At 38.0% G+C, this 19,444-nt stretch carries 22 protein-coding genes; 8 read left to right on the top strand and 14 right to left on the bottom strand.

The features are described 5' to 3' along the window. Positions 1-76: 76 nt before the first annotated feature. Positions 77-1,486: a 23S rRNA (uracil(1939)-C(5))-methyltransferase RlmD gene (gene rlmD / locus OQ268_RS17050; RefSeq protein ID WP_265857941.1), complete on the bottom strand. Its 1,410-nt coding sequence runs from the start codon at positions 1,484-1,486 to the stop codon at positions 77-79. Between the two features lie 166 nt (positions 1,487-1,652). Continuing rightward, on the bottom strand, positions 1,653-1,763 hold the full coding sequence (locus OQ268_RS17915; RefSeq protein WP_265857939.1) for a phenylalanyl-tRNA synthetase subunit alpha: 111 nt from the start codon (positions 1,761-1,763) through the stop codon (positions 1,653-1,655). 207 nt (positions 1,764-1,970) lie between these two features. On the opposite strand from OQ268_RS17915, the gene OQ268_RS17040 reads away from it, so the two are divergent. Beyond that, positions 1,971-2,429: a DoxX family protein gene (locus OQ268_RS17040; RefSeq protein WP_265857937.1), complete on the top strand. Its 459-nt coding sequence runs from the start codon at positions 1,971-1,973 to the stop codon at positions 2,427-2,429. A gap of 173 nt (positions 2,430-2,602) precedes the next feature. Next, the gene (gene crtD / locus OQ268_RS17035) at positions 2,603-4,069 is read left to right on the top strand and encodes a 1-hydroxycarotenoid 3,4-desaturase CrtD (protein ID WP_265857935.1); all 1,467 of its coding nucleotides are present in this window, start codon (positions 2,603-2,605) and stop codon (positions 4,067-4,069) included. A 39-nt stretch (positions 4,070-4,108) separates the two neighbouring features. Here crtD and OQ268_RS17030 read toward each other — a convergent pair whose 3' ends face one another. From OQ268_RS17030 to OQ268_RS17015, 4 genes are read right to left on the bottom strand one after another with little or no spacing between them, the layout of a single operon-like run. Further along, positions 4,109-4,657: a shikimate kinase gene (locus OQ268_RS17030; RefSeq protein WP_265857933.1), complete on the bottom strand. Its 549-nt coding sequence runs from the start codon at positions 4,655-4,657 to the stop codon at positions 4,109-4,111. 34 nt (positions 4,658-4,691) lie between these two features. Next, complete coding sequence (locus OQ268_RS17025) at positions 4,692-5,747, bottom strand: ABC transporter permease (RefSeq protein WP_265857931.1); 1,056 nt, start codon at positions 5,745-5,747, stop codon at positions 4,692-4,694. Beyond that, positions 5,744-6,898: a BT_3928 family protein gene (locus tag OQ268_RS17020; protein WP_265857929.1), complete on the bottom strand. Its 1,155-nt coding sequence runs from the start codon at positions 6,896-6,898 to the stop codon at positions 5,744-5,746. The genes OQ268_RS17025 and OQ268_RS17020 overlap by 4 nt, the downstream gene beginning before the upstream one ends. Positions 6,899-6,902: 4 nt before the next feature. Beyond that, complete coding sequence (locus tag OQ268_RS17015; RefSeq protein ID WP_265857926.1) at positions 6,903-7,454, bottom strand: DUF1599 domain-containing protein; 552 nt, start codon at positions 7,452-7,454, stop codon at positions 6,903-6,905. Between the two features lie 92 nt (positions 7,455-7,546). Between OQ268_RS17015 and folP the strand changes: the two genes are divergently transcribed. Both folP and cdaA read left to right on the top strand, forming a co-directional pair. Further along, entirely contained in the window at positions 7,547-8,404 is an 858-nt protein-coding gene (gene folP / locus OQ268_RS17010) for a dihydropteroate synthase (RefSeq protein WP_265857924.1), read from the top strand. Positions 8,405-8,480: 76 nt separating this feature from the next. Beyond that, entirely contained in the window at positions 8,481-9,272 is a 792-nt protein-coding gene (gene cdaA, locus OQ268_RS17005; protein WP_265857923.1) for a diadenylate cyclase CdaA, read from the top strand. Between the two features lie 73 nt (positions 9,273-9,345). Here cdaA and OQ268_RS17000 read toward each other — a convergent pair whose 3' ends face one another. The 7 genes from OQ268_RS17000 to recJ form a co-directional block, all read right to left on the bottom strand. Continuing rightward, on the bottom strand, positions 9,346-9,756 hold the full coding sequence (locus OQ268_RS17000; RefSeq protein ID WP_265857921.1) for a BrxA/BrxB family bacilliredoxin: 411 nt from the start codon (positions 9,754-9,756) through the stop codon (positions 9,346-9,348). 103 nt (positions 9,757-9,859) lie between these two features. After that, entirely contained in the window at positions 9,860-10,333 is a 474-nt protein-coding gene (locus tag OQ268_RS16995) for a CCC motif membrane protein (protein ID WP_265857919.1), read from the bottom strand. Between the two features lie 5 nt (positions 10,334-10,338). Then, complete coding sequence (locus OQ268_RS16990; protein ID WP_265857917.1) at positions 10,339-10,659, bottom strand: DUF2752 domain-containing protein; 321 nt, start codon at positions 10,657-10,659, stop codon at positions 10,339-10,341. Continuing rightward, positions 10,643-11,065 (bottom strand): YkvA family protein, encoded by a 423-nt coding sequence (locus tag OQ268_RS16985; protein ID WP_265857915.1) that lies wholly within the window; start codon positions 11,063-11,065, stop codon positions 10,643-10,645. Before OQ268_RS16985 ends, OQ268_RS16990 begins: the two co-directional genes overlap by 17 nt. A gap of 39 nt (positions 11,066-11,104) precedes the next feature. After that, the gene (locus tag OQ268_RS16980) at positions 11,105-12,628 is read right to left on the bottom strand and encodes a GH3 auxin-responsive promoter family protein (protein WP_265857913.1); all 1,524 of its coding nucleotides are present in this window, start codon (positions 12,626-12,628) and stop codon (positions 11,105-11,107) included. Positions 12,629-12,742: 114 nt separating this feature from the next. Continuing rightward, on the bottom strand, positions 12,743-13,483 hold the full coding sequence (lptB, locus tag OQ268_RS16975; protein WP_265857910.1) for an LPS export ABC transporter ATP-binding protein: 741 nt from the start codon (positions 13,481-13,483) through the stop codon (positions 12,743-12,745). A 116-nt stretch (positions 13,484-13,599) separates the two neighbouring features. After that, positions 13,600-15,300 (bottom strand): single-stranded-DNA-specific exonuclease RecJ, encoded by a 1,701-nt coding sequence (recJ, locus tag OQ268_RS16970; protein ID WP_265857909.1) that lies wholly within the window; start codon positions 15,298-15,300, stop codon positions 13,600-13,602. 53 nt (positions 15,301-15,353) lie between these two features. On the opposite strand from recJ, the gene OQ268_RS16965 reads away from it, so the two are divergent. Then, a complete protein-coding gene (locus tag OQ268_RS16965) occupies positions 15,354-16,118 on the top strand; it encodes an MBL fold metallo-hydrolase (RefSeq protein ID WP_265857907.1) in 765 nt (254 codons plus the stop codon). Positions 16,119-16,567: 449 nt separating this feature from the next. Here the strand turns inward: OQ268_RS16965 and OQ268_RS16960 are convergent, their stop codons facing one another. Next, positions 16,568-17,152: a YceI family protein gene (locus tag OQ268_RS16960; protein WP_265857905.1), complete on the bottom strand. Its 585-nt coding sequence runs from the start codon at positions 17,150-17,152 to the stop codon at positions 16,568-16,570. Between the two features lie 729 nt (positions 17,153-17,881). Between OQ268_RS16960 and OQ268_RS16955 the strand changes: the two genes are divergently transcribed. The 3 genes from OQ268_RS16955 (at position 17,882) to OQ268_RS16945 (ending at position 19,084) form a co-directional block, all read left to right on the top strand. Next, complete coding sequence (locus OQ268_RS16955; RefSeq protein ID WP_265857903.1) at positions 17,882-18,220, top strand: hypothetical protein; 339 nt, start codon at positions 17,882-17,884, stop codon at positions 18,218-18,220. After that, positions 18,189-18,614: a hypothetical protein gene (locus OQ268_RS16950; RefSeq protein WP_265857901.1), complete on the top strand. Its 426-nt coding sequence runs from the start codon at positions 18,189-18,191 to the stop codon at positions 18,612-18,614. The genes OQ268_RS16955 and OQ268_RS16950 overlap by 32 nt, the downstream gene beginning before the upstream one ends. A gap of 107 nt (positions 18,615-18,721) precedes the next feature. After that, entirely contained in the window at positions 18,722-19,084 is a 363-nt protein-coding gene (locus OQ268_RS16945; protein WP_265857900.1) for a VOC family protein, read from the top strand. Positions 19,085-19,444 lie beyond the last annotated feature (360 nt).

Raw genomic sequence — 19,444 nt, 5'->3', positions numbered from 1 at the left:
ACGATCAAAACCTACAATGCCAGACCTCAATTTTCAGAAACAGAAACATAAGAAGATCTAACTAAAGCAGGTTATGCTATTTCAATTTTAATAACACAACATTTTCTACATGCTGCGTATGCGGAAACATATCTACAGGTTTTATGCGAAGCACTTCATACTTCTCACTCAACATTTCCAAATCTCTTGCCTGGGTAGCAGCATTGCAACTTACATAAACAATTTTCTTTGCTTCCATTTCCAATAAACGTTTAACAACGTCGGCATGCATCCCCGCTCGTGGCGGATCAGTGACTACCACATCAGGTTTACCATGCTCTGCTATAAATTCGGTAGTAAGGATATCTTTCATATCCCCGGCGTAAAAAATAGTATTTTCGATGCCATTCAACGCCGAATTAAATTTCGCATCTTCGATGGCAGTTGGCACATACTCTACACCAACAACTTGTTTTACACTTCTGGCCACAAAATTTGCTATAGTACCTGCACCCGTATACAGATCGTAAACCAACTCATCGCCTGTAAAACCGGCAAAATCCTTTGTAATTTTATAAAGCTCAAAAGCCTGCTCAGAATTTGTTTGATAGAAAGATTTAACGCCTATCTTGAATTTAATACCATCCATTTCTTCAAAAATATGATCGCGGCCAGCAAAAACGTATACATCCTGGTCGAAGATGGTATCGTTTTTCTTTTGGTTGATGATGTATAAGAGTGAAGTAATTTCAGGGAAGTTAGATTGCAGAAAGCTCATCAAACCATTCACCTGGTCATCTTCTGGATATGCAAAAACAACCGCTACCATGACTTCGCCTGTGCTCGAAGTGCGGATAATCAGGTTGCGTAATGCTCCTTCATGATTTCTCAAATCGTAAAATGACAATGCGTTAGCCAAAGCATATTCTCTAACGGCATTCCGGATCGAATTAGAGGGCTCTGCCTGAAGGTAACAGTGCTCGATATCCAAAATTTTATCAAAACGTAAAGGAACGTGAAAACCCAAGGCATTCATATCGAAATCTTCATCACGTTCGATATCAGTACGATCTAACCAGCGTTTATTGGAGAAAGTAAATTCTAATTTATTGCGGTAGTACCTGTCTTTTGCTGATCCGAGTATTGGCTCGGTATTCGAAGTATCTATCTTCCCTAAGCGTTGTAAAGCTGCCTCAACATTTTTTTGTTTAAATTTCAGCTGGGAGTCGTAACCCATGTGTTGCCATTTACAACCACCACAGGCACCAAAGTGAGGGCAAAATGGATCGGTACGTAATTCAGATTTCTGGTGTATTTGATCAATAACTGCCTCTGCAAAGTTTTTCTTCTTTTTAGTTAAACGAACATCAACCACATCGCCAGGAACTGCCTTATCAACAAAAATTACCAGTTCGTCTGCCTTGCCAACACCTTTTCCTTCTTCTGCAATATCAATAATATGAACGTTCGGTACTATGGTAACCGAACCAGGTTTTCTTCTACTCATTGTTCTGCAAAGATAAGCGTAAAAGCCGAAAGACTAAAGTAGAAAAGCAAAGCCACCCTTATAGCAGGGCGCAAGTTAGATTAGATGTAGGCGGAATTAGCACGAAGAAAAGATCGCAGTGAAGCATCAAAGCAAAATTGCTCGTTAATGAGAAACGGTTGAAAAACTATTTTCCAAGGAATTTGAGTGCTAATCCAAAAAAACCACTAAGCCAGTCAAATTTCAAATCGAATTTTTCATCTACCAATACCGAAAACTCTAATATCTCTTTGCTCATCGTAAAACCTACTTTATGCTACAAAAGTAGAATTTATGAACCAAAAACCAAAATGGTATAAATCAATTATAAGTGAATTTTACATTAGCAGGTTTAATCCCTTATGGTTATAAAATAAATGCATGGTTTCGAACATCCATTTATTAGCATTCTTCGGATTAAAATCCGTAACTTAATGTATCATTCACTAAAAAATGGAGGTTCACCATGAACGTAATCCGTAAAATTGAGCATTGGGGAGATGTTCATCACGCAAAATGGCTAGATTATTTAAGAATGATTCTTGGCCTTATTATCATTGGTAAAGGTGTATCATTTATCAGCGACACCTCGGTTCTTCAAAACATGATTACCGAAAACAATGTATTTGGTTTCTCTGGTATGATGATTAGCGTAGCAATTCACCTGGTGGCTTTTGCACATCTGGTAGGTGGCATTTTGATTACCCTGGGTCTGGTTACCCGCTTCGCCGTGGTGATTCAGATACCAATTCTGTTTTTCGCCGTATTTTTCGTTAACCTTACACCTGGCTTTTCGGCGCCAAATTCAGAGCTATGGCTCTCGGTTATGGTACTGTTTCTACTGGTTATGTTTTGGGTATTGGGTTCGGGTCCGCTTTCTGTTGATGAAAGCCTGAAAAACAAGACCGGCAAACGATACGCATAATCTAAAACAAAATTCTTAGTACCTTCGTTGTTGTTGAAAATGATGAAAACAGAACGATTGGAATACTTGCTTTTTGCGAGATTAGATACTTACGAACTAAGCAGATTAACCTTGCGCATTCATATTCTTTGCCTTGGTGATGATGACGTAAGATCAAGCAAATTCATTACTTCATGATTAAACCAAAAGCGATTATTATTGGTGCAGGTATTGCAGGGATCGCAACCGCTATTAGGTTAGCTGTTAAAGGATATGAGGTAGAAGTTTTTGAGGCAAACCCTTACGCGGGTGGAAAGCTGGCAGAAATTAATTTAGACGGATTTAGGTTTGACGCAGGCCCGAGCTTATTTACTATGCCGCAATATGTTGATGAACTTTTCCATCTCGCCAAGAAAGACCCAAAAGCATATTTTGATTACCTAAAACTTGATGAGATCTGCAGGTATTTTTACGAAGACGGGTTAAGGCTCACAGCATCAGCAAACATTGGCGATTTTGCGGAGGAGATTGAACAGAGAACCCATGCTACGGCTGCTGAGGTAAATCGGTTTCTACAAAAAAGCAAAACCATCTACGAAATCACGCACCGTGTTTTTTTAGAACGCAGCTTGCATAAGTTAGGCAGTTATCTGCATTGGGATACTTTAAAATCTTTTTTAAGGTTTGGAAAAATCGATGCATTTAGAACACAAAATAAAGCTAACAAGCGTTTTTTTAGTGATGAAAGAATTGTACAACTTTTCGATCGTTATGCCACGTACAACGGTTCCAGTCCTTACTTAGCACCCGCAACCCTAAATGTTATCCCACATTTCGAATATCATTTTGGTGCATATTTACCCAAAAAAGGTATGTATGATATTCCCAACGCTTTGGTCAGATTAGCCGAAGATCTCGGTGTCAAATTTAACTTTAATACACCGGTTGAAGAAATTTTATACCATGAGGGGGCAGCTGCAGGGGTGGTTGTAGACGGCAGGAATATCGATGCAAGAATCGTAGTATCTAATCTTGATGTGTGGTTTACCTATAAAAAACTGCTTAAGAATGTTAAGCCACCCCGAAAACTTTTAAACCAGCAACGGAGCAGCTCTGCACTTATTTTCTATTGGGGAATTAAAGGAAAGTTTTCTGATTTAGGCCTGCATAACATCTTTTTTGCTGCAGATTATCAAGCCGAATTTGATGCCATCTGGAAGGAAAAAACCATTTATAGCGACCCAACCATCTATTTAAATATTACTAGCAAACACTTGGAAGCAGATGCGCCAAAAGGATGCGAAAACTGGTTTGTGATGATTAATGTGCCGGCAAATAACAACCAAAATTGGGACGAACTTATAGTATCTGCTAAAAGGAACATCCTGTCGAAACTAACGCGAATGTTGAAACAAGATATTAGCGACCTAATTTCTTGTGAAGAAATTTTAGACCCCAGAAGTATCGAAATCAAAACTGGTTCTTATCAGGGTTCGTTATATGGCAACAGCTCGAACAATCAATTTGCAGCTTTTTTACGACATCCTAATTTCATTTCTAAAATAAAGGGATTATATTTTTGTGGGGGCAGCGTTCATCCGGGAGGTGGTATTCCGCTTGCCTTGTTATCTGCAAAAATAATTGGAGATGAAGTGGTTTAATCTAATTTCGGTAAATAGGTGTTAAATGGTTATCGAACTTTAGATCCGGCGTTTACCTGTAATGGCTTTTTCTAACTTTTCGCCATCCAGATCAAATGCATCCACAATAATTTGAGCCTTTTTATAATATGGATTTCTTTCCTTTAACTTAACGTTGATAAAATCCAGCAACTGAGCATCATCCAGGTCTTTTATGAGCGGCCTTTTTTGTCGGTTGTGTAACCTGGATACCAATGTTTTAGGCTCCATTTCCAGGTAGACAGTTGTGCCAACCGCATTCATCCATTCCATGTTATCAAAAAAGCAAGGCAAACCTCCGCCAGTGGCCACTACACATTGTTCGGGATAATCGAAACTGTGCAATATTTCACGCTCAAAATCCCGAAAACCACTTTCTCCAAATAACTCAAAATATTCCGCTATGGTTTTTCCGGATTTCAGCACAATCTCGGCATCTAAATCAATTACCTTACAGTTTAACCGCTGGCCAAGCTGCCTTGCTTTGGTACTTTTCCCGCAGCCCATATAGCCTACCAAAAAGATTTTCCCTAGTGGTTCGTGCTTATTATCAGTTGCCAACTCAATCATGCTGTTATGTTATTTTTATTGCAGCGCATAAAACTTAGTTCAATTTTACTCGTGGATCGATGTATGCATAAAGAACATCAACTAAGATATTAATTACAACGAAAACGAAAGCGATAAATAATATTGAACCCATTACCACCGGAAAATCAGACATTTCCAATGCGGCCACGGTGGTTCTGCCCAAGCCATTGTAACCGAAGATATATTCTACAAAAAAGGAACCTGCTAACAGTGATGCAAACCAACCCGATATAGCGGTAACAACCGGATTGAGCGCATTTCTAAGTGCATGCTTATAGATAATTGCATTTCTACTTAAACCCTTTGCCCGTGCTGTGCGGATATAATCCTGAGACAATACATCAAGCATAGCACTCCTTGTGAGTTGCACAATAATGGCAAGTGGCCTTAATCCAAGCGTGATCATCGGTAACCACAAATTTCTTAAAGTTAAAATCTCACCATGAAAAGGATCATAAGAATATAAACTTCCATTCATTTTTAAACCGGTATAATCGCTTAGCAAGAAGCCAAATACCCAGGCAATAATGATCCCAGCAAAAAATGAAGGGGCAGAAATTCCTAATATGGCAAACGCATTTGCACTTTTATCTATCCAGGTATCTTTGTAAACAGCAGATAATGTACCAAGCACTACCCCAATAACGGTGGCAAAAATCATCGCAGTTAGCGCAAGAACAAATGTGTTTGGAACAGTTTCTGATAAAATAGCTGTGACATCTCGTTTTGTTTGGTATGAACTGCGGAGGTATGGCCATTTTAGCACTAACGCTTTCGAAGCAGAACCGACAATCTTAATGTAGTGGTATTTCGCTTTTGTAGCGCTATCATTTTTGACTACGCTTATCGGCGAAAGATCGTTTAAATAAAAAATGAGTTGTTCTGGTTTAGATTTATCAAGCCCGAATTCTTTACGAACAGCCTCTAACGACTGCACGTCTGAGCGTTGTCCCATCGTCATTCGGGCAGGGTCGCCGGGCAGAATATTAAAAAGCACAAAAACCACCAGGATAACGCCAATCATTACCAGCAAACCGTATAAGAGCTTTTTTACTGCATAAACTATCATTGCTTATCGAAATATTTTCTGCTTAACTGATCGAATGTTGGCATGTTGTGGTTATGCCATTTATTTACAACAACTCCGTTCTTAAGCAACAGGATGCCCGGATTCGCCCTTACCATACTCTTCAATGGAACCGCATCAGCGTAAAAAACTTCCGAAAACAGATTATTTTCTTTGACAAAAACCTCAGCATCCTGAGCAGAATTAGCGGTTAATAACACCGTGCGAATGTTAAACTGTTGTGTAGCGTTTATGGCAATTGCATTCAACTTTCCAATCGCATTTTTATTGGTATTTTTTAAATCGTAGGCGACAATAATTAAACTGTAGTAAGGATTTTCTATAATTTCTTTGGTGTAATCCGTGCCCGATGCATCAGTAATATTTAAATCTTTTATTTTTGGCTCGAAGCCTTTTTTAACTAACCTTTTGGTTGGCTCGCCAATAATCTCCCAATTTTCATCCTTCCAAATTTCCGTTTTAAGATATGCTTTATCGCTCATATCCTTTTCGTCGTTTGTTTTCTTGTTTTTTAGGTGATACATAATTTCATACTCATCGGGCTTCTCCCCTTCCGGGATAATCATCAATGATGGGATATGGGCGCCAACTTTGTATGGCAAAAAATCGATTACTGGTAACACGTTATAGGTATACAAACCAAACCCAAATGAAATTAATACGATAAGGAATGTGATATTGCGCTGAGTACCCTCCTTTTTATAAATTGGTTTGATTAAATCTCTGTTGAGGAATAGAATTATAATTAACAATAACAAGATTAGGTCTTTACCGAAAGATTGCCAAGGAGTTAATGGAATAGCATCGCCAAAGCAACCGCAACTGGTAACTACTTTGAACGCGGCTGAAACAAAAGTAAGTAAAGTAAAAAAGACAATTAACGCCAACAAACCCCATGTAACTTTCCTGCTCCAAAAACCAAGGATGAGCAACATGCCTAGCACAATTTCTAATGTGCATAGGAGGATGGCTATCCCGGCGGCCATTGGGTTCAAGAAATCTAAATGAAATACTTCGAAGTATTCTTGCAGCTTATAGCCAAACCCGAGCGGATCATTGGCTTTTATCAAGCCAGAAAACACAAATAATATACCTACAAAAAATCGGGAAAAGCTTAAAACTGTTTTTTTCATTATCTTATTTAACACCAAGTTTTATCAAAGCAAAAACGGCATAGTTTAGCATATCTTGGTAATTTGCTTTCACCCCTTCTGATGCGAGTGTTTGCCCCTCATTGTCTTCGATTTGTTTTACTCTAAAAATTTTCATCAAAATTAAATCAGTTAAAGAGCTAATTCGCATATCTCTCCAAGCTTCTCCATAATCATGATTTTTGGCAAACATCAAATCTTTCGTTTCTGCAATTTTTGCCTCAAACAGGGTTTCAACCTGCTCATATGGTAGCTCATTTGGATCTGTTTCGGTAAGTTCTAATTGCATCATAGCGATAGCACAGTAATTTACAATACCGATATATTCTGGAGTGATTCCTTCGCCAACTTTGCTCACCTTCTTGTCTTCGAGCGTACGAATGCGCTGTGCCTTAATAAATAACTGATCGGTAATAGAACTAGGTCTCAAAATACGCCATGCAGTACCATAATCTTTAGTTTTTTTTAAAAATAATGATCTGCATACTGCAATCACTTCATCAAATTCTACAGCGGTATTTGTTTGTGCCAAAGCCAATATTTATTAAGTTTTAGTGTACTTTTGTCTAGAAAAAACAAAAGCTAAAGATACATTTTTAAAGCGAAACACAAATCCCGGAAGGGTTTATTATGTCAGAAAAAATCTTTTTTAAACCTAAGCAAAGCATCAACATTAAGGGAGAGTTGTACGATTTGAGTAAACCAAAAGTAATGGCAATTTTAAACATCACGCCAGATTCTTTTCATCATGCCAGTAGAACAAAAAGTATTGACGATGCGTTAGCGAAAACGACAGATTTTTTAAATAAAGGCGCAACTTTTATTGATGTGGGGGGTTATTCTTCCCGCCCTGGTGCAACCGACATTTCTGCTAATGAAGAGGCAGATCGCGTAGTTCCAGTTGTGGAGGCTCTGGTAAGCGAATTTCCTAAACTGGCCATGTCGATTGATACTTTTAGGGCTCAGGTTGCTGAAGAATGCATCTCCGCAGGCGCCGCGATGATTAATGATATATCGGCTGGTGATATGGACGCATCGATGTTTAAAACTGTGGCTCGGTTACGGGTTCCATATATTATGATGCACATGCAAGGCACTCCTCAAAACATGCAAAAAAACCCGGTTTATAAGGACGTAACATTAGATATATTTGATTATCTCGCTCAAAAAATCGCCGAGTTAAGGGCGCTAAATATCCATGATGTTTTGATTGATCCTGGTTTTGGTTTTGGCAAAACCTTAAAACAGAATTATAAACTCTTGAATGAAATGGAAGCATTTCAAGCATTTAACCTTCCGATTCTTGTTGGCGTTTCGCGTAAGGGGATGATCTATAAAACACTAGAAACTACTGCTGCAGGTGCATTGAATGGTACAACAGTACTAAACACCATTGCCCTCCAGAAAGGCGCCTCCATTTTGCGGGTTCACGATGTTACCGAAGCAATGGAATGCATTAAGCTCCTAGAAGTCCTTGAACAACAATAAATAGGTAAATAATAACTTTAGGGTTTTAAGCGATATATACTTTTAACCGTTATTAATCTTTAGTATCTTGCCATCAATGAAAGGATTTGATTTCGATTTTCTTAAAGTATCGGCAACTGATGTTGTTGACATCGTCTTAGTGGCGTTGTTAATTTACTATGTTTATACGCTTATACGCAACACTTTAGCCGTAAACCTCCTGGTTGGGATGTTTATTATAACTGTTTTCTATTGGATAGTAAAAGGTTTGCAGATGGAGCTCCTTACTACCATTATAGAAAAATTTATGAGTGTAGGGATTATCGCACTGATTGTTATTTTTCACCCGGAAATACGCAGGTTCTTATTACTTATCGGAAAAAATGCTTTTCTGCAAAAAAACAAAGCCTGGTGGGGCTATTTATTTGGGAGAAAAGAAATCGAAAGAAATAATCTGGCGAGAATTAAACCAATTATAGATGCCTGTAAAACGATGAAGAAAACCCGCACCGGGGCTTTAATGGTTTTTGTAAAGTTTTACGACGAGCAGTTTTTTGCAAATAGCTGCGAAGTAGTAGATGCTAAAATATCTAAGCGATTGCTGGAGAGTATCTTCCAAAAAAACAGTCCATTGCATGACGGGGCTGTAGTTATATCTGAAAACAAGATTAAAAGCGCCAGTTGTATTTTGCCATTAACAGATAACGATCAATTGCCATCTCAATTTGGCCTGAGGCATAGAGCAGGCATTGGCGTGTCTGAAACTACCGATGCAGTAGCTGTAATAGTTTCTGAAGAAACAGGGGAAATATCTTATGCCAAACAAGGCAGGGTAAGAATGAATGTGTCTTTCGGTGAGCTTGAAAAATTGCTCAATAAGGATTTTTAATGCTCATCATTCAAAATGATTACACTGGCTAATGGCGAATAAGCCAATGTAATCTATTAAAATTTGGCTTCAATTAGCAATATTGCTCAAAAGCACCAATCAGGTTATCAGCAATCATCTGTGCTGGTCGGCCTTCAATTTGGTGGCGTTCGATCATGTGAACCAATTTACCATCTTTAAATAAAGCCATAGCTGGAGATGATGGAGGAAAAGGCATCATATAACTTCTTGCCTTATCAACCGCCTCTTTTTCCATTCCTGCGAAAACAGTTACCAATTTGTTAGGGTGTTTCTCGTGTGCTGCTGCTGCTCTTGCTGCCGGGCGTGCATTGGCTGCCGCACAACCACAAACAGAGTTTACCACAACCAATACCGTTCCTTCACCTTTAATCGCCTGATCTACGTCTTCGGCATTTTTTAATTCTTCAAAACCTACGTTAGTTAATTCCTTACGCATTGGTTCTACTAAATATTCTGGATACATTATCGTTAGTTTTTATTTACAATTTTAATCCTACAAAAATAACAAAATCGGATGGCGTTCACCATCCGATTTATATTTTTAAGGTAAAATAATGTTAGGTGAATTATTTCATATCTCTGATAATGCGATCATAGATATCTGGATTTGATATGGCACCAACAATGGCTAGCACTACAAAAATGATAGTAAGTGCACTTAAAATGGTAGCCACCATACCGCAAATTTTGCCTGCCTTTGCGTTCTTATAGGAAGATTCGGTGTAAACTCCAGGATTTTGGTGATATCTTCTCACGTCACCAGCGCCAAGTACCCACGCAATTATGCCAAAGATTAAACCAAATATGCCATAGAAACAGCACGATGGAATAGCCAGAATCCCGAGAACTAATGCCACAACGGCGTTAGGAAGATTTTGCTGTCCGAAACCCCCGCCGAACTGACCAAAAGGTGGTTGCTGCTGAAATGGCGGCGGCGTACCTGTTGTGCTATTTGTAAATGAACCGCCTTGGTTTTGCAACGGCGTAGGTTGATCTGAATGTTGTTGGGCTGAATTGTCTTGAGAATTTTCCGTTTCCATATATGTTAAGCTGTTAGTTGATGGTTGTATATCTTGTAAATGTAATTGATTAAAATAATTACGGCAATAAGAATTGCCATTATTTTAATCAAACTCGCACCAAAATTGAAATTATATTTTAGGTGCAAAAGCAAAAACAGACCAATAAAAATTAGCGGAAATGTTGCCGGGTAGAGTTTAACTGAAGTGAAAAACTCACCTCTAAAGATAGAAATTACCGAGCGTTGGAACCCACATCCCGGGCAATCTATACCAAAATTTGCCTTTAGCGGGCAGGCCAAAAGGTGATCACTAAGCCAATCTAATAAGTTAACTTGTTGTCCCATTTAGAGTAATCATTTTACTGGCTTTCCAGGCGTTGTATTTTTCCAGGTCTTTTAAAACTTGTTTATATACCAAGTTAAGCACAAAAATATCATCAACAAAGCCTAATAATGGGATAAAATCTGGCACCACATCTATAGGCGAAAGAAAATACAACAACCCACCAAGTATAGCCACAATTGATCTTTTTGGAATCTCAGTATACTCTCCATTAATGTAGTCTTTTGCGATAGAGAACAGGACTTGCATTTTGTTCCATATTCCATCGAGGTCTCCACGGTTGGAAACCGCTTTGCCTAGTGCTTCCTTGATGGCACTATTTGCTTTCTTCTTGTCTTTTAACAATACTGTTGCCCTGTTTTCCGATTTCCTAAAAAAATCTAAAATCTCTTGCCTGCTCAATTTCATGGTTATTGCTTTACAAATTATCGGCCAGAATAAGGGGTATTACGAATTGGCTGTTCTCAACATCTCCAGAATATCATCTACATATTTTCGCTCATTGGCTAAACGCGGCACCTTATGTTGCCCGCCAAGTTTATTCTTTGCTTTAAGCCAGTTATAAAAAGTATCTTCTGGTGCGTTGTGTACTTTGGGCCTGCAAAGTGCCATGTCCTTAAACCGCTTTGCATCATAATCAGAATTCACCTCTCGTAATGTTTGGTCCATTATGTCGACAAATTTCTCAAAATCACCTGGTTGCTTATCGAACTCTATAATCCATTCATGTCCGCCGGCTTGTTCACCTTTAAAATAAATCGGACCTGCAGTATAGTCTTTAATTTCTGCGCCAGTTTGCTGACAAGCCTTTGCGAGCGCCTGTTCTGCATTATCGATGATCACCTCTTCGCCAAAAGCATTAATAAAATGCTTGGTTCTGCCAGTAATCTTGATTCGGTACGGAGATAATGATGTGAAATGAATGGTATCGCCAATCATATATCTCCAGAGGCCTCCATTAGTAGAGATTACGATGGCATAATTTTTATTCAATTCTACCTCCCCTAACAACAAAGCCTTTGGGTTATCTTCGCCAATATTTTCCATGGGGATAAATTCATAGAAAATACCATAATCTAACATCAACAGCATTTCATCTGAATTGTCTTGATCTTGAATACCAAAAAACCCTTCAGAAGCGTTGTACGTTTCGAGATAATACATCTCTGTAGATGGGATGAGTTGCTTAAACTGTTCGCGGTAAGGGCCAAAATTTACTGCGCCATGAATATATACTTCAAGGTTGGGCCAAACCTCCAACAGATTTTGTTTTCCTGTAAGGGCTAAAACCTTCTTAGCCAATACAATGGTCCAGGTAGGAACACCAGAAATACTGGTTACATTTTCGTTAACCGTAGCCTCTGCCATTCGATCCATTTTCACCTCATAATTGTCCATGAGGGCAATAGACATGTCTGGCGTTCGGTAATACTCGGCCCAAATCGGAAGATTTTTAATCAGCACAGCTGATAAATCTCCGTAAAAACAATCTTCGTTTAATTGATTTACCTGATGACTGCCCCCTAATACTAAACCCTTACCTGTAAACATTTGGTTATTTGGGCGGTTGTTGCAGTAGATGGAAAGCATATCTTTACCACCTTTGAAATGGCATTCTGTTAAACTTTCTTCAGATACTGGAATAAACTTACTTCTATCGCTGGTAGTTCCGGATGATTTTGCAAACCATTTGATATCTGATGGCCAAAGGATATTTTGCTCACCCGCCAGCATCCTTTCGATATAAGGCTTTAAGGTATCGTAATTTTGAATGGGCACCCGCTTTTGATATTGCTTGGGCGTGAGGATGGTTTTGTAATCATACTTTTTTCCCCATTCTGTATGTGCTGCACTATCTATTAAATTATGGAACCATTCTGCTTGTACATCATAGGGGTACTTCATAAAAAGCTCGATCTGATGAATCCGCTTTTTCATTAACCACGTAAAAATTGAATTTACAAATGCCATAATTATTTTTTGCCACAGATTATTAGGATGTTTGTATCTTCTGCAGCGGCTAATTTCAACCAAGTTGGCAGCCACCGTTCACTTGCAACCAGTCCTCCCAAATCGTGGGTAATATTAAATATCAAACTTCTTACGTTTTAGTACAAAATTAGCACCCAGGTAAACTTTTCTTACCATTTCATTCTCTGCTAACACTTCTGGTTCACCTTGTTCTAAGATCTTTCCTTCAAAAAGCAAATAAGCCCGATCGGTAATGGAAAGCGTTTCTTGTACGTTATGGTCGGTTATTAAAATGCCGATATTTTTATGCTTTAGTTTTGCTACAATGCTTTGAATTTCTTCTACTGCAATTGGGTCGACCCCTGCAAAAGGCTCATCCAATAAAATAAAATTAGGGTTTGCCGCCAAAGCACGAGCAATCTCTGTTCTACGCCTTTCGCCACCAGAGAGTAGATCGCCACGGTTTTTGCGCACCTTGTTTAAGCTAAACTCGTTAATAAGTTCTTCTAGCTTATCTTTTTGCTCCGCTTTACTCAGCTGGCTCATTTCTAAGATGGCAAGAATGTTATCTTCTACAGTTAGTTTTCTAAAAACCGAAGCTTCTTGTGCCAAGTAACCGATACCCTTTTGGGCCCTGCGATACATGGCGTCTTCAGTAATATCTTCCCCTTCCAAGAAAATACGACCTTCATTGGGTTTTATTAGCCCAACAATCATATAAAACGAAGTAGTTTTACCTGCTCCATTCGGCCCCAAAAGTCCTACAATTTCTCCCTGACTTACACTGAAAGAGACATCATTCACAACCGTACGTTGCTTATATTTTTTAACCAGATTTTCGGCCCTTAATATCATTCGTGTTATTTATTTTCTTGACCTAGCATTTCGATCAGTATTATTAGCGGATAAGCGGCTTTCGTACTTGCATCTTATGTTTAAAAGATAAAAAGTATGTGGCATGCTTACGCCAGTTAATTTACTTTTATTCCTTTTATATTTAACTGGAGACGCCTTTTTTCTCTCCAAACATTTTCCTCTAACGTATAACAAACAGAAAATGGAACTTTTGGTTGTAAAATATTTTGAAATTCTGCCAGGCCAAATGCTATGCCTTCAAAAGTAGGGGAATTTTGTTGTTTTACATTAATTTTTAAGTGATTTGCACCAACAGCCATTGCCGCCCGATCGAGATAAACATTGTGGCTTACAAAAACCGGCGCCATATTTTCCGGACCAAATGGACCCATTTGTGCCAATACGCGATAAAATTTCCCATCAATTTGCGACAGATCAATTTCTGCATCAATTTTAATCATGGGCGTAAGTTGCTCTTCTGTAATTGATGCTGATACGATTTCCTCGAATTTATCTGCAAATGCAGTTACATTTTGTTCTTGCATGGTCAAACCAGCAGCAAATTTATGCCCGCCATATTGATCGAGCAGATTTGCACAGCCACTCAAAGCCTCATATAAATCGAAACCGATAACAGAGCGACAAGAACCGGCTACATGGCCGTTGGACTTAGTTAGAACAATGGTTGGACGATAATATTTCTCTGTTAACCTGGAGGCTACAATTCCGATAACCCCCTTATGCCAATTCTCGTTAAATACAACTGTTGTTTTCCTATTGATGAGTACCTCGCTATCTCCGATCAAGGCTAATGCCTCCCTGGTGATATCTTGATCGTATGTTTTACGCTCGGTATTCTTAAGGTTTATCATTTCACTTTGCTCCAAAGAGTTGCTATCAACCTGGCATAGCAACATGGCTACCGCATGCTTGGCATGGTCTATCCTACCCGCCGCATTAATACGCGGCCCAAGCGTGAAAACTACGTCTGTAATGGTATAATTTTCGGTCTTTCCCGACACTTCCATTAAAGCACGGAGGCCCTCGCAAGGATTGGAGTTTAGTTTTCTTAGTCCATAATAAGCAAGAATACGGTTCTCGCCAACAACAGGCACGATATCTGCCGCAATGCTTACCATTACCAAATCGAGGTATTGCAAATATGTTTCTGGCTTTAAATGGTGTTTCTGGGCATAAGCTTGTGCCAATTTAAAGCCAATCCCACAGCCAGCAAGTTCTTTAAAAGGATAGCCACAATCATCTCTTTTCGGATCGAGCACTGCTACCGCAGCCGGAAGATCATCACCGGGTAAATGGTGATCGCATATAATAAAGTCTATGCCTAACTCATTTGCGTAATCTACCTTATCAATTGATTTTATACCGCAATCTAAGGCAATAATGAGCGAAAAGCCATTTTGTTTTGCATAATCAATACCGGTTGTAGAAATTCCGTAACCCTCTAAATAGCGATCTGGAATGTAATATTCTATACTTGTTGTAAGTTGAGCAAAAAAGCTGTAAGCAAGGGCTACCGAAGTGGTACCATCTACATCGTAATCGCCGTAAATTAATATCTTTTCATGATTAGCGAGGGCAGTTTCAATTCTTTCAATGGCCAGATCCATATCTTTCATTAAAAAAGGATCGTGAAGATGAGCAATTTCTGGCCTGAAAAAATGTTTCGCTTGATCGAAATTGCAAATGTTGCGCTGTACTAAAATCTGCGCCAGTGATTGATCTATGTTGAGTTGTTCTGCTATGTTCTTTACCGTGTCATCATTACAATTTGATGTCAGCACCCATCTTTTTTCCATTATATTTGTTTCCGAACAGTAAATATACTTTTTTAATTTAAATCTCCATTACCTTGCAAGTTCATACCCTATTTGAAGGAACTTATTCTGTTGATGCAACGAAAAAATTTGTTCCGTTTGATGCTGCTATTCATAGCTACAAAGACAGACCTGCATCTCTTTTTATAAATGTGCAACCTTTTTTGGTTGAATTAAATAATGATTTGGTGCTTTTTGATACTGGTTTGGGCTTTAGCGATGATCATGGTGAACTTATTTTGCACAAAAACATTCGCAATGCGGGTTTCGACCCTACTGATGTTACGAAGGTTTTGATGTCGCACTTGCACTACGATCACTCCGGTGGGATGATCCATAAACTTGGCGATAAAACCGAACTCAGTTTCCCAGATGCAGCATACATCATTAACCGTGGTGAGTGGGAGACTGCTTTTAGTAGCACTTCAAGTTCTTACCATACCGATATTTTTGAGTTTTTGCAGCGTAATGCAGATCTTCAATTTGTTGAAGGTGATGGCAACATCAGCCCGGAAATTGCCTTTGAATTTACTGGAGCGCATTGCCCAAACCACCAGGTATTCCTCTTAACTGAGGGTAACCAAAAAGTGTTTTTTGGCGGGGATGTTTTACCAGAACCCAGCGAACTGATAAAAAATTTCATTGCTAAATATGATTTCGATGGGCGTAAAGCAATGGAATTACGGAAAGCATTTGGAAAAAGAGCCGCTGATGAAAACTGGGAATGCTTGTTTTATCATAGTAAAGACCAAGCTACCGGCTTTGTTGATGAAACCGAGGGCGGATTCAAGATTCGATAAGCGCAGCTCGACTGTTCTTATCTAAAGGCTGAACTGCAACTACGCCTGACCTTATCAATTTCATTTTCAAATATACGAAAATGGGTGATGGCCTTTCTCTTTTAACAACCGTGCAACTTTTGTGTAGTGCAGTTTTGTGAGTTTATAAACCCGACAGCCGCGAAAATACTTTTTGTGTGCAATTACCCAGATAGTTGGTAATGCTGAGGCACGAAGCATTTGCAACCAATGAAAACAGAAACTTTGGATTAGCACTACAGAATGTTACAAAAAGATTGCAGCAAATGGCGGGAGCAAGCGTTAATAATTGTATTGCAGTTGCTTTCCAAATCCTTTTAAGTTTAAATTTATTTTGGAATATGCTTTAGCAATGATGATTTAGTAAGCTTATGCACTAAAAAAGGCCTCAATTTTCATCGAGGCCTTTGTGCTTTCCGAGACAGGAATAATTATTTTTTAGCTACTAATTTTACGGCAATTTCGAAATTATCATCAATAGCTTTGTCGCCAATGCTATCGAAAAAAGATTTAGAACCGTAACGAATATCGTATTTAGTTCTGTCTACAGTAATTTTACCAGCTAGAGCAGAAACAGTTCCATCTGCATTAACTGCTACAGTTGCAGGGAAAGATAATGGTTTCGTAATGCCTTTAATGGTTAAATTACCCGCAACGGTTACATTAGCACCAGCACCTACAACTTTAGTAATTACGAAAGTAGAAGTTGGAAATTTAGCAACACCGAAGAAATCATCAGCCTTTAAGTGTCCTTCCAATTTAGCGCTACCGTCTGCATCTTTAATCGAATTCATGTCGATTGTAAAAGTTCCACCAGTTACTTTTTTACCATCTACATTTAACGATCCTGATTGTAAATTGATTGTTCCGTTATGCGAACCGGTTACTTTTTTACCAATCCAAGTAATAGTAGATTTCGCTGCGTCTACTGTATAACTTACAGGTTTAATAGTTGTGAAGGCCGATAATGCCACAACAGCAACTAATAAAAAGATTGAAGAGATTTTTAATTTCATTTTTAGTTTTTTAATTTATGGTGCAAAGATATACTTAAGATAGATTGGTTGCTATTGATGTATGTTAAGTTTTTTCAAAAATAACTTAATTTATTTTAAACATGGTATTGACTGTAGTAAGGTATTTATGGTTTAATACCACAACCTATTTTTTGTAAATGAGCTGCAACAAGTTTTTGAAAAGCAATTGCAGTGTAACTGTTACTGTTAGTCGGGCTTTCCATTAAATCTTTTTTGCGATCGGGTATTGCGTTATTAAAGAACTTGCCTCAAAAAAGTATACCATTTCAATCCCGTTTAAATGGCCAAAGAGATACTGCTATCTACGTTTAAGGAAGAAAAATTGTTTTTGATTTATTAACTAAAAAATATATCTTTATGATACTCATCCTATTTTTTTCATCCCAAATTTAAAATTTATGAACTTAAATCGTTAGAAATGAAAAAAGTGTCTTTACAATTTGCCTAGCTTTCTGTGTTTTATTATCTATTGCTTCAAAAAGTAAAACTATAGGGCAGAAAGAAGCATTGGGATTTGTTTATGTCTTATACAATGATGGTTGTTATGTATGTTGCTCAGTAGATTTGGATTTACAATCCGGAAACATAACTTTTACCCCACTCTTAAGCGATCCAAGCTATGTATCTAATTACCCAGGTTTCCAACTAAAATTCTGCCCCTATAATTCAACCGAGATGCAAAACATTTGCTAAAAAAAACACCTTAAAATGAAGAAGATAACATGTTTGCTATTTTTCATATCTGTTACATTATCTCTTTTAGCGCAACAGAAAAAACCAGGGAATGATACCAAGATACAGCCGTTGGAGAATGTAATTTTAGCAAAATCCCTTAATTCCAATCAGTATGCTATTTCGTATTTTAACATCGGCGATTCGGATCTCTTTGTAATAGACAAACGAATATTTTCGGGCAGTAAGTTAGAAGAATCTGGCATTAACTTAAGCACTTTAAGGTTTATTAAATTAATTAAAGATTCACTTTCAAAGTCAAATATTAAAAGAATTATCTTCTATGAATCGGTTAAAAGAAAAAATAGCAATTGAGTTTTTTATGCTATTTGACTTTATCATTTTATTTCAATTTGCTACTTGCGCTCAAACTGTAAATAATCAATACAATGAGAATGTAGATTTAGCCCAAAATTTGTTTCTCAATCGCAACTATAAGGAGGCAATACCATTTTATCAAGTTGCTTTTCGTGCTAACAAAGACCAGGCGAAGGTAATTGATAGATATAACCTTGCAACTTGCTGGGCACTCAATAATAAGCCTGATAGCGCCTTCATCCAATTACAAAGAATAGTTGAAAAAGGCAAATTTGCTAGTTACGTTTTAATCTCAAGGGATGTAAATTTATTTGGTCTTCACAAAGATCCTAGATGGGAACCATTAATGAATCTGGTTAAAGCAAATGGAGAACTTTATGGTAAATATTAAATCTAGCTAGATTATTTATCGTAAGAGCCTGGTATTTGGAAATATTCAGGCTCTTTTCATATTTTAAGATTTTTAAGGTATTGTTATTTAATTTAGCATTTTATTGTATGAATCACTACGCAAAATCCATCAGGCCGTTTATTGGTGCTAAAAGTTTTGAAACATCAAGAAGCTTTTACCGCGATTTAGGCTTTGAAGAAACAAAGCTTGGGGAACAAATGTCGGTTTTTAAGACAGGGAATATGGCTTTCTATTTGCAAAATTACTATCTGAAAGACTGGATTGAAAACACTATGATTTTTATGGAGGTTGAAGATGTTAACCTATTCTACAGCCATTTGCTAGATCTAGATTTACCTTCAAAATACAAAGGTGTTAAGCTTACGCCCATTAGAAACGAAGAATGGGGAAGCGAGTGTTTCTTACACGATCCGGCAGGAAATCTGTGGCATTTTGGGGCTTTTAAATAAGGTTTAAATCTTTCCACTTCTAGTAGGTATTTTGTAGTGTAACATTTGCTATTGCAACTAAGAGCAACATTATTAACCATCTTACTGAACCATAAAGCAATGGACAAGAGAAATCTTCCCGGCCAGTTTACATTTTCAAAAAATTTCTCGGCTACGCTCGAAATGATGATTGAGTCTCCCTAAAATAATACTCAGGCACCCTGCGCAGCAAACCACGCATCAAAAAAAATCTGCAGGCTTTATGAAATCAATTCATAAAACCTGCAGATCATTCGGTTTATTAAATGACAAATAAACTTCTAGCGGCTAGAGATAGACGGCCTGGTTAAAGCCAATAAACCTCAAACCTCATTTCAAATG

It is taken from the genome of Pedobacter sandarakinus (assembly GCF_026240095.1).
GTDB classification, from domain to species: Bacteria; Bacteroidota; Bacteroidia; order Sphingobacteriales; family Sphingobacteriaceae; genus Pedobacter; species Pedobacter sandarakinus.
Note: the sequence above shows the minus strand (reverse complement) of the source record. Positions and strands in the feature narration are given on the sequence as shown.

What these genes read in the sequence shown, in the direction of transcription:
- folP (WP_265857924.1), top strand. Translation starts at nt 7,547, where the DNA reads ATGTCAGAAAAAATCTTTTTTAAACCTAAGCAAAGCATCAACATTAAG.
- OQ268_RS17030 (WP_265857933.1), bottom strand. Translation starts at nt 4,657, where the DNA reads ATGATTGAGTTGGCAACTGATAATAAGCACGAACCACTAGGGAAAATC.
- cdaA (WP_265857923.1), top strand. Translation starts at nt 8,481, where the DNA reads ATGAAAGGATTTGATTTCGATTTTCTTAAAGTATCGGCAACTGATGTT.
- OQ268_RS16985 (WP_265857915.1), bottom strand. Translation starts at nt 11,065, where the DNA reads ATGAAATTGAGCAGGCAAGAGATTTTAGATTTTTTTAGGAAATCGGAA.
- OQ268_RS16990 (WP_265857917.1), bottom strand. Translation starts at nt 10,659, where the DNA reads ATGGGACAACAAGTTAACTTATTAGATTGGCTTAGTGATCACCTTTTG.
- OQ268_RS16960 (WP_265857905.1), bottom strand. Translation starts at nt 17,152, where the DNA reads ATGAAATTAAAAATCTCTTCAATCTTTTTATTAGTTGCTGTTGTGGCA.
- OQ268_RS17020 (WP_265857929.1), bottom strand. Translation starts at nt 6,898, where the DNA reads ATGAAAAAAACAGTTTTAAGCTTTTCCCGATTTTTTGTAGGTATATTA.
- OQ268_RS17000 (WP_265857921.1), bottom strand. Translation starts at nt 9,756, where the DNA reads ATGTATCCAGAATATTTAGTAGAACCAATGCGTAAGGAATTAACTAAC.
- OQ268_RS16995 (WP_265857919.1), bottom strand. Translation starts at nt 10,333, where the DNA reads ATGGAAACGGAAAATTCTCAAGACAATTCAGCCCAACAACATTCAGAT.
- OQ268_RS17915 (WP_265857939.1), bottom strand. Translation starts at nt 1,763, where the DNA reads ATGAGCAAAGAGATATTAGAGTTTTCGGTATTGGTAGATGAAAAATTC.
- OQ268_RS16950 (WP_265857901.1), top strand. Translation starts at nt 18,189, where the DNA reads ATGAATCGGTTAAAAGAAAAAATAGCAATTGAGTTTTTTATGCTATTT.
- crtD (WP_265857935.1), top strand. Translation starts at nt 2,603, where the DNA reads ATGATTAAACCAAAAGCGATTATTATTGGTGCAGGTATTGCAGGGATC.
- OQ268_RS17025 (WP_265857931.1), bottom strand. Translation starts at nt 5,747, where the DNA reads ATGATAGTTTATGCAGTAAAAAAGCTCTTATACGGTTTGCTGGTAATG.
- lptB (WP_265857910.1), bottom strand. Translation starts at nt 13,483, where the DNA reads ATGATATTAAGGGCCGAAAATCTGGTTAAAAAATATAAGCAACGTACG.
- recJ (WP_265857909.1), bottom strand. Translation starts at nt 15,300, where the DNA reads ATGGAAAAAAGATGGGTGCTGACATCAAATTGTAATGATGACACGGTA.
- OQ268_RS16955 (WP_265857903.1), top strand. Translation starts at nt 17,882, where the DNA reads ATGAAGAAGATAACATGTTTGCTATTTTTCATATCTGTTACATTATCT.
- OQ268_RS17040 (WP_265857937.1), top strand. Translation starts at nt 1,971, where the DNA reads ATGAACGTAATCCGTAAAATTGAGCATTGGGGAGATGTTCATCACGCA.
- OQ268_RS16945 (WP_265857900.1), top strand. Translation starts at nt 18,722, where the DNA reads ATGAATCACTACGCAAAATCCATCAGGCCGTTTATTGGTGCTAAAAGT.
- rlmD (WP_265857941.1), bottom strand. Translation starts at nt 1,486, where the DNA reads ATGAGTAGAAGAAAACCTGGTTCGGTTACCATAGTACCGAACGTTCAT.
- OQ268_RS16980 (WP_265857913.1), bottom strand. Translation starts at nt 12,628, where the DNA reads ATGGCATTTGTAAATTCAATTTTTACGTGGTTAATGAAAAAGCGGATT.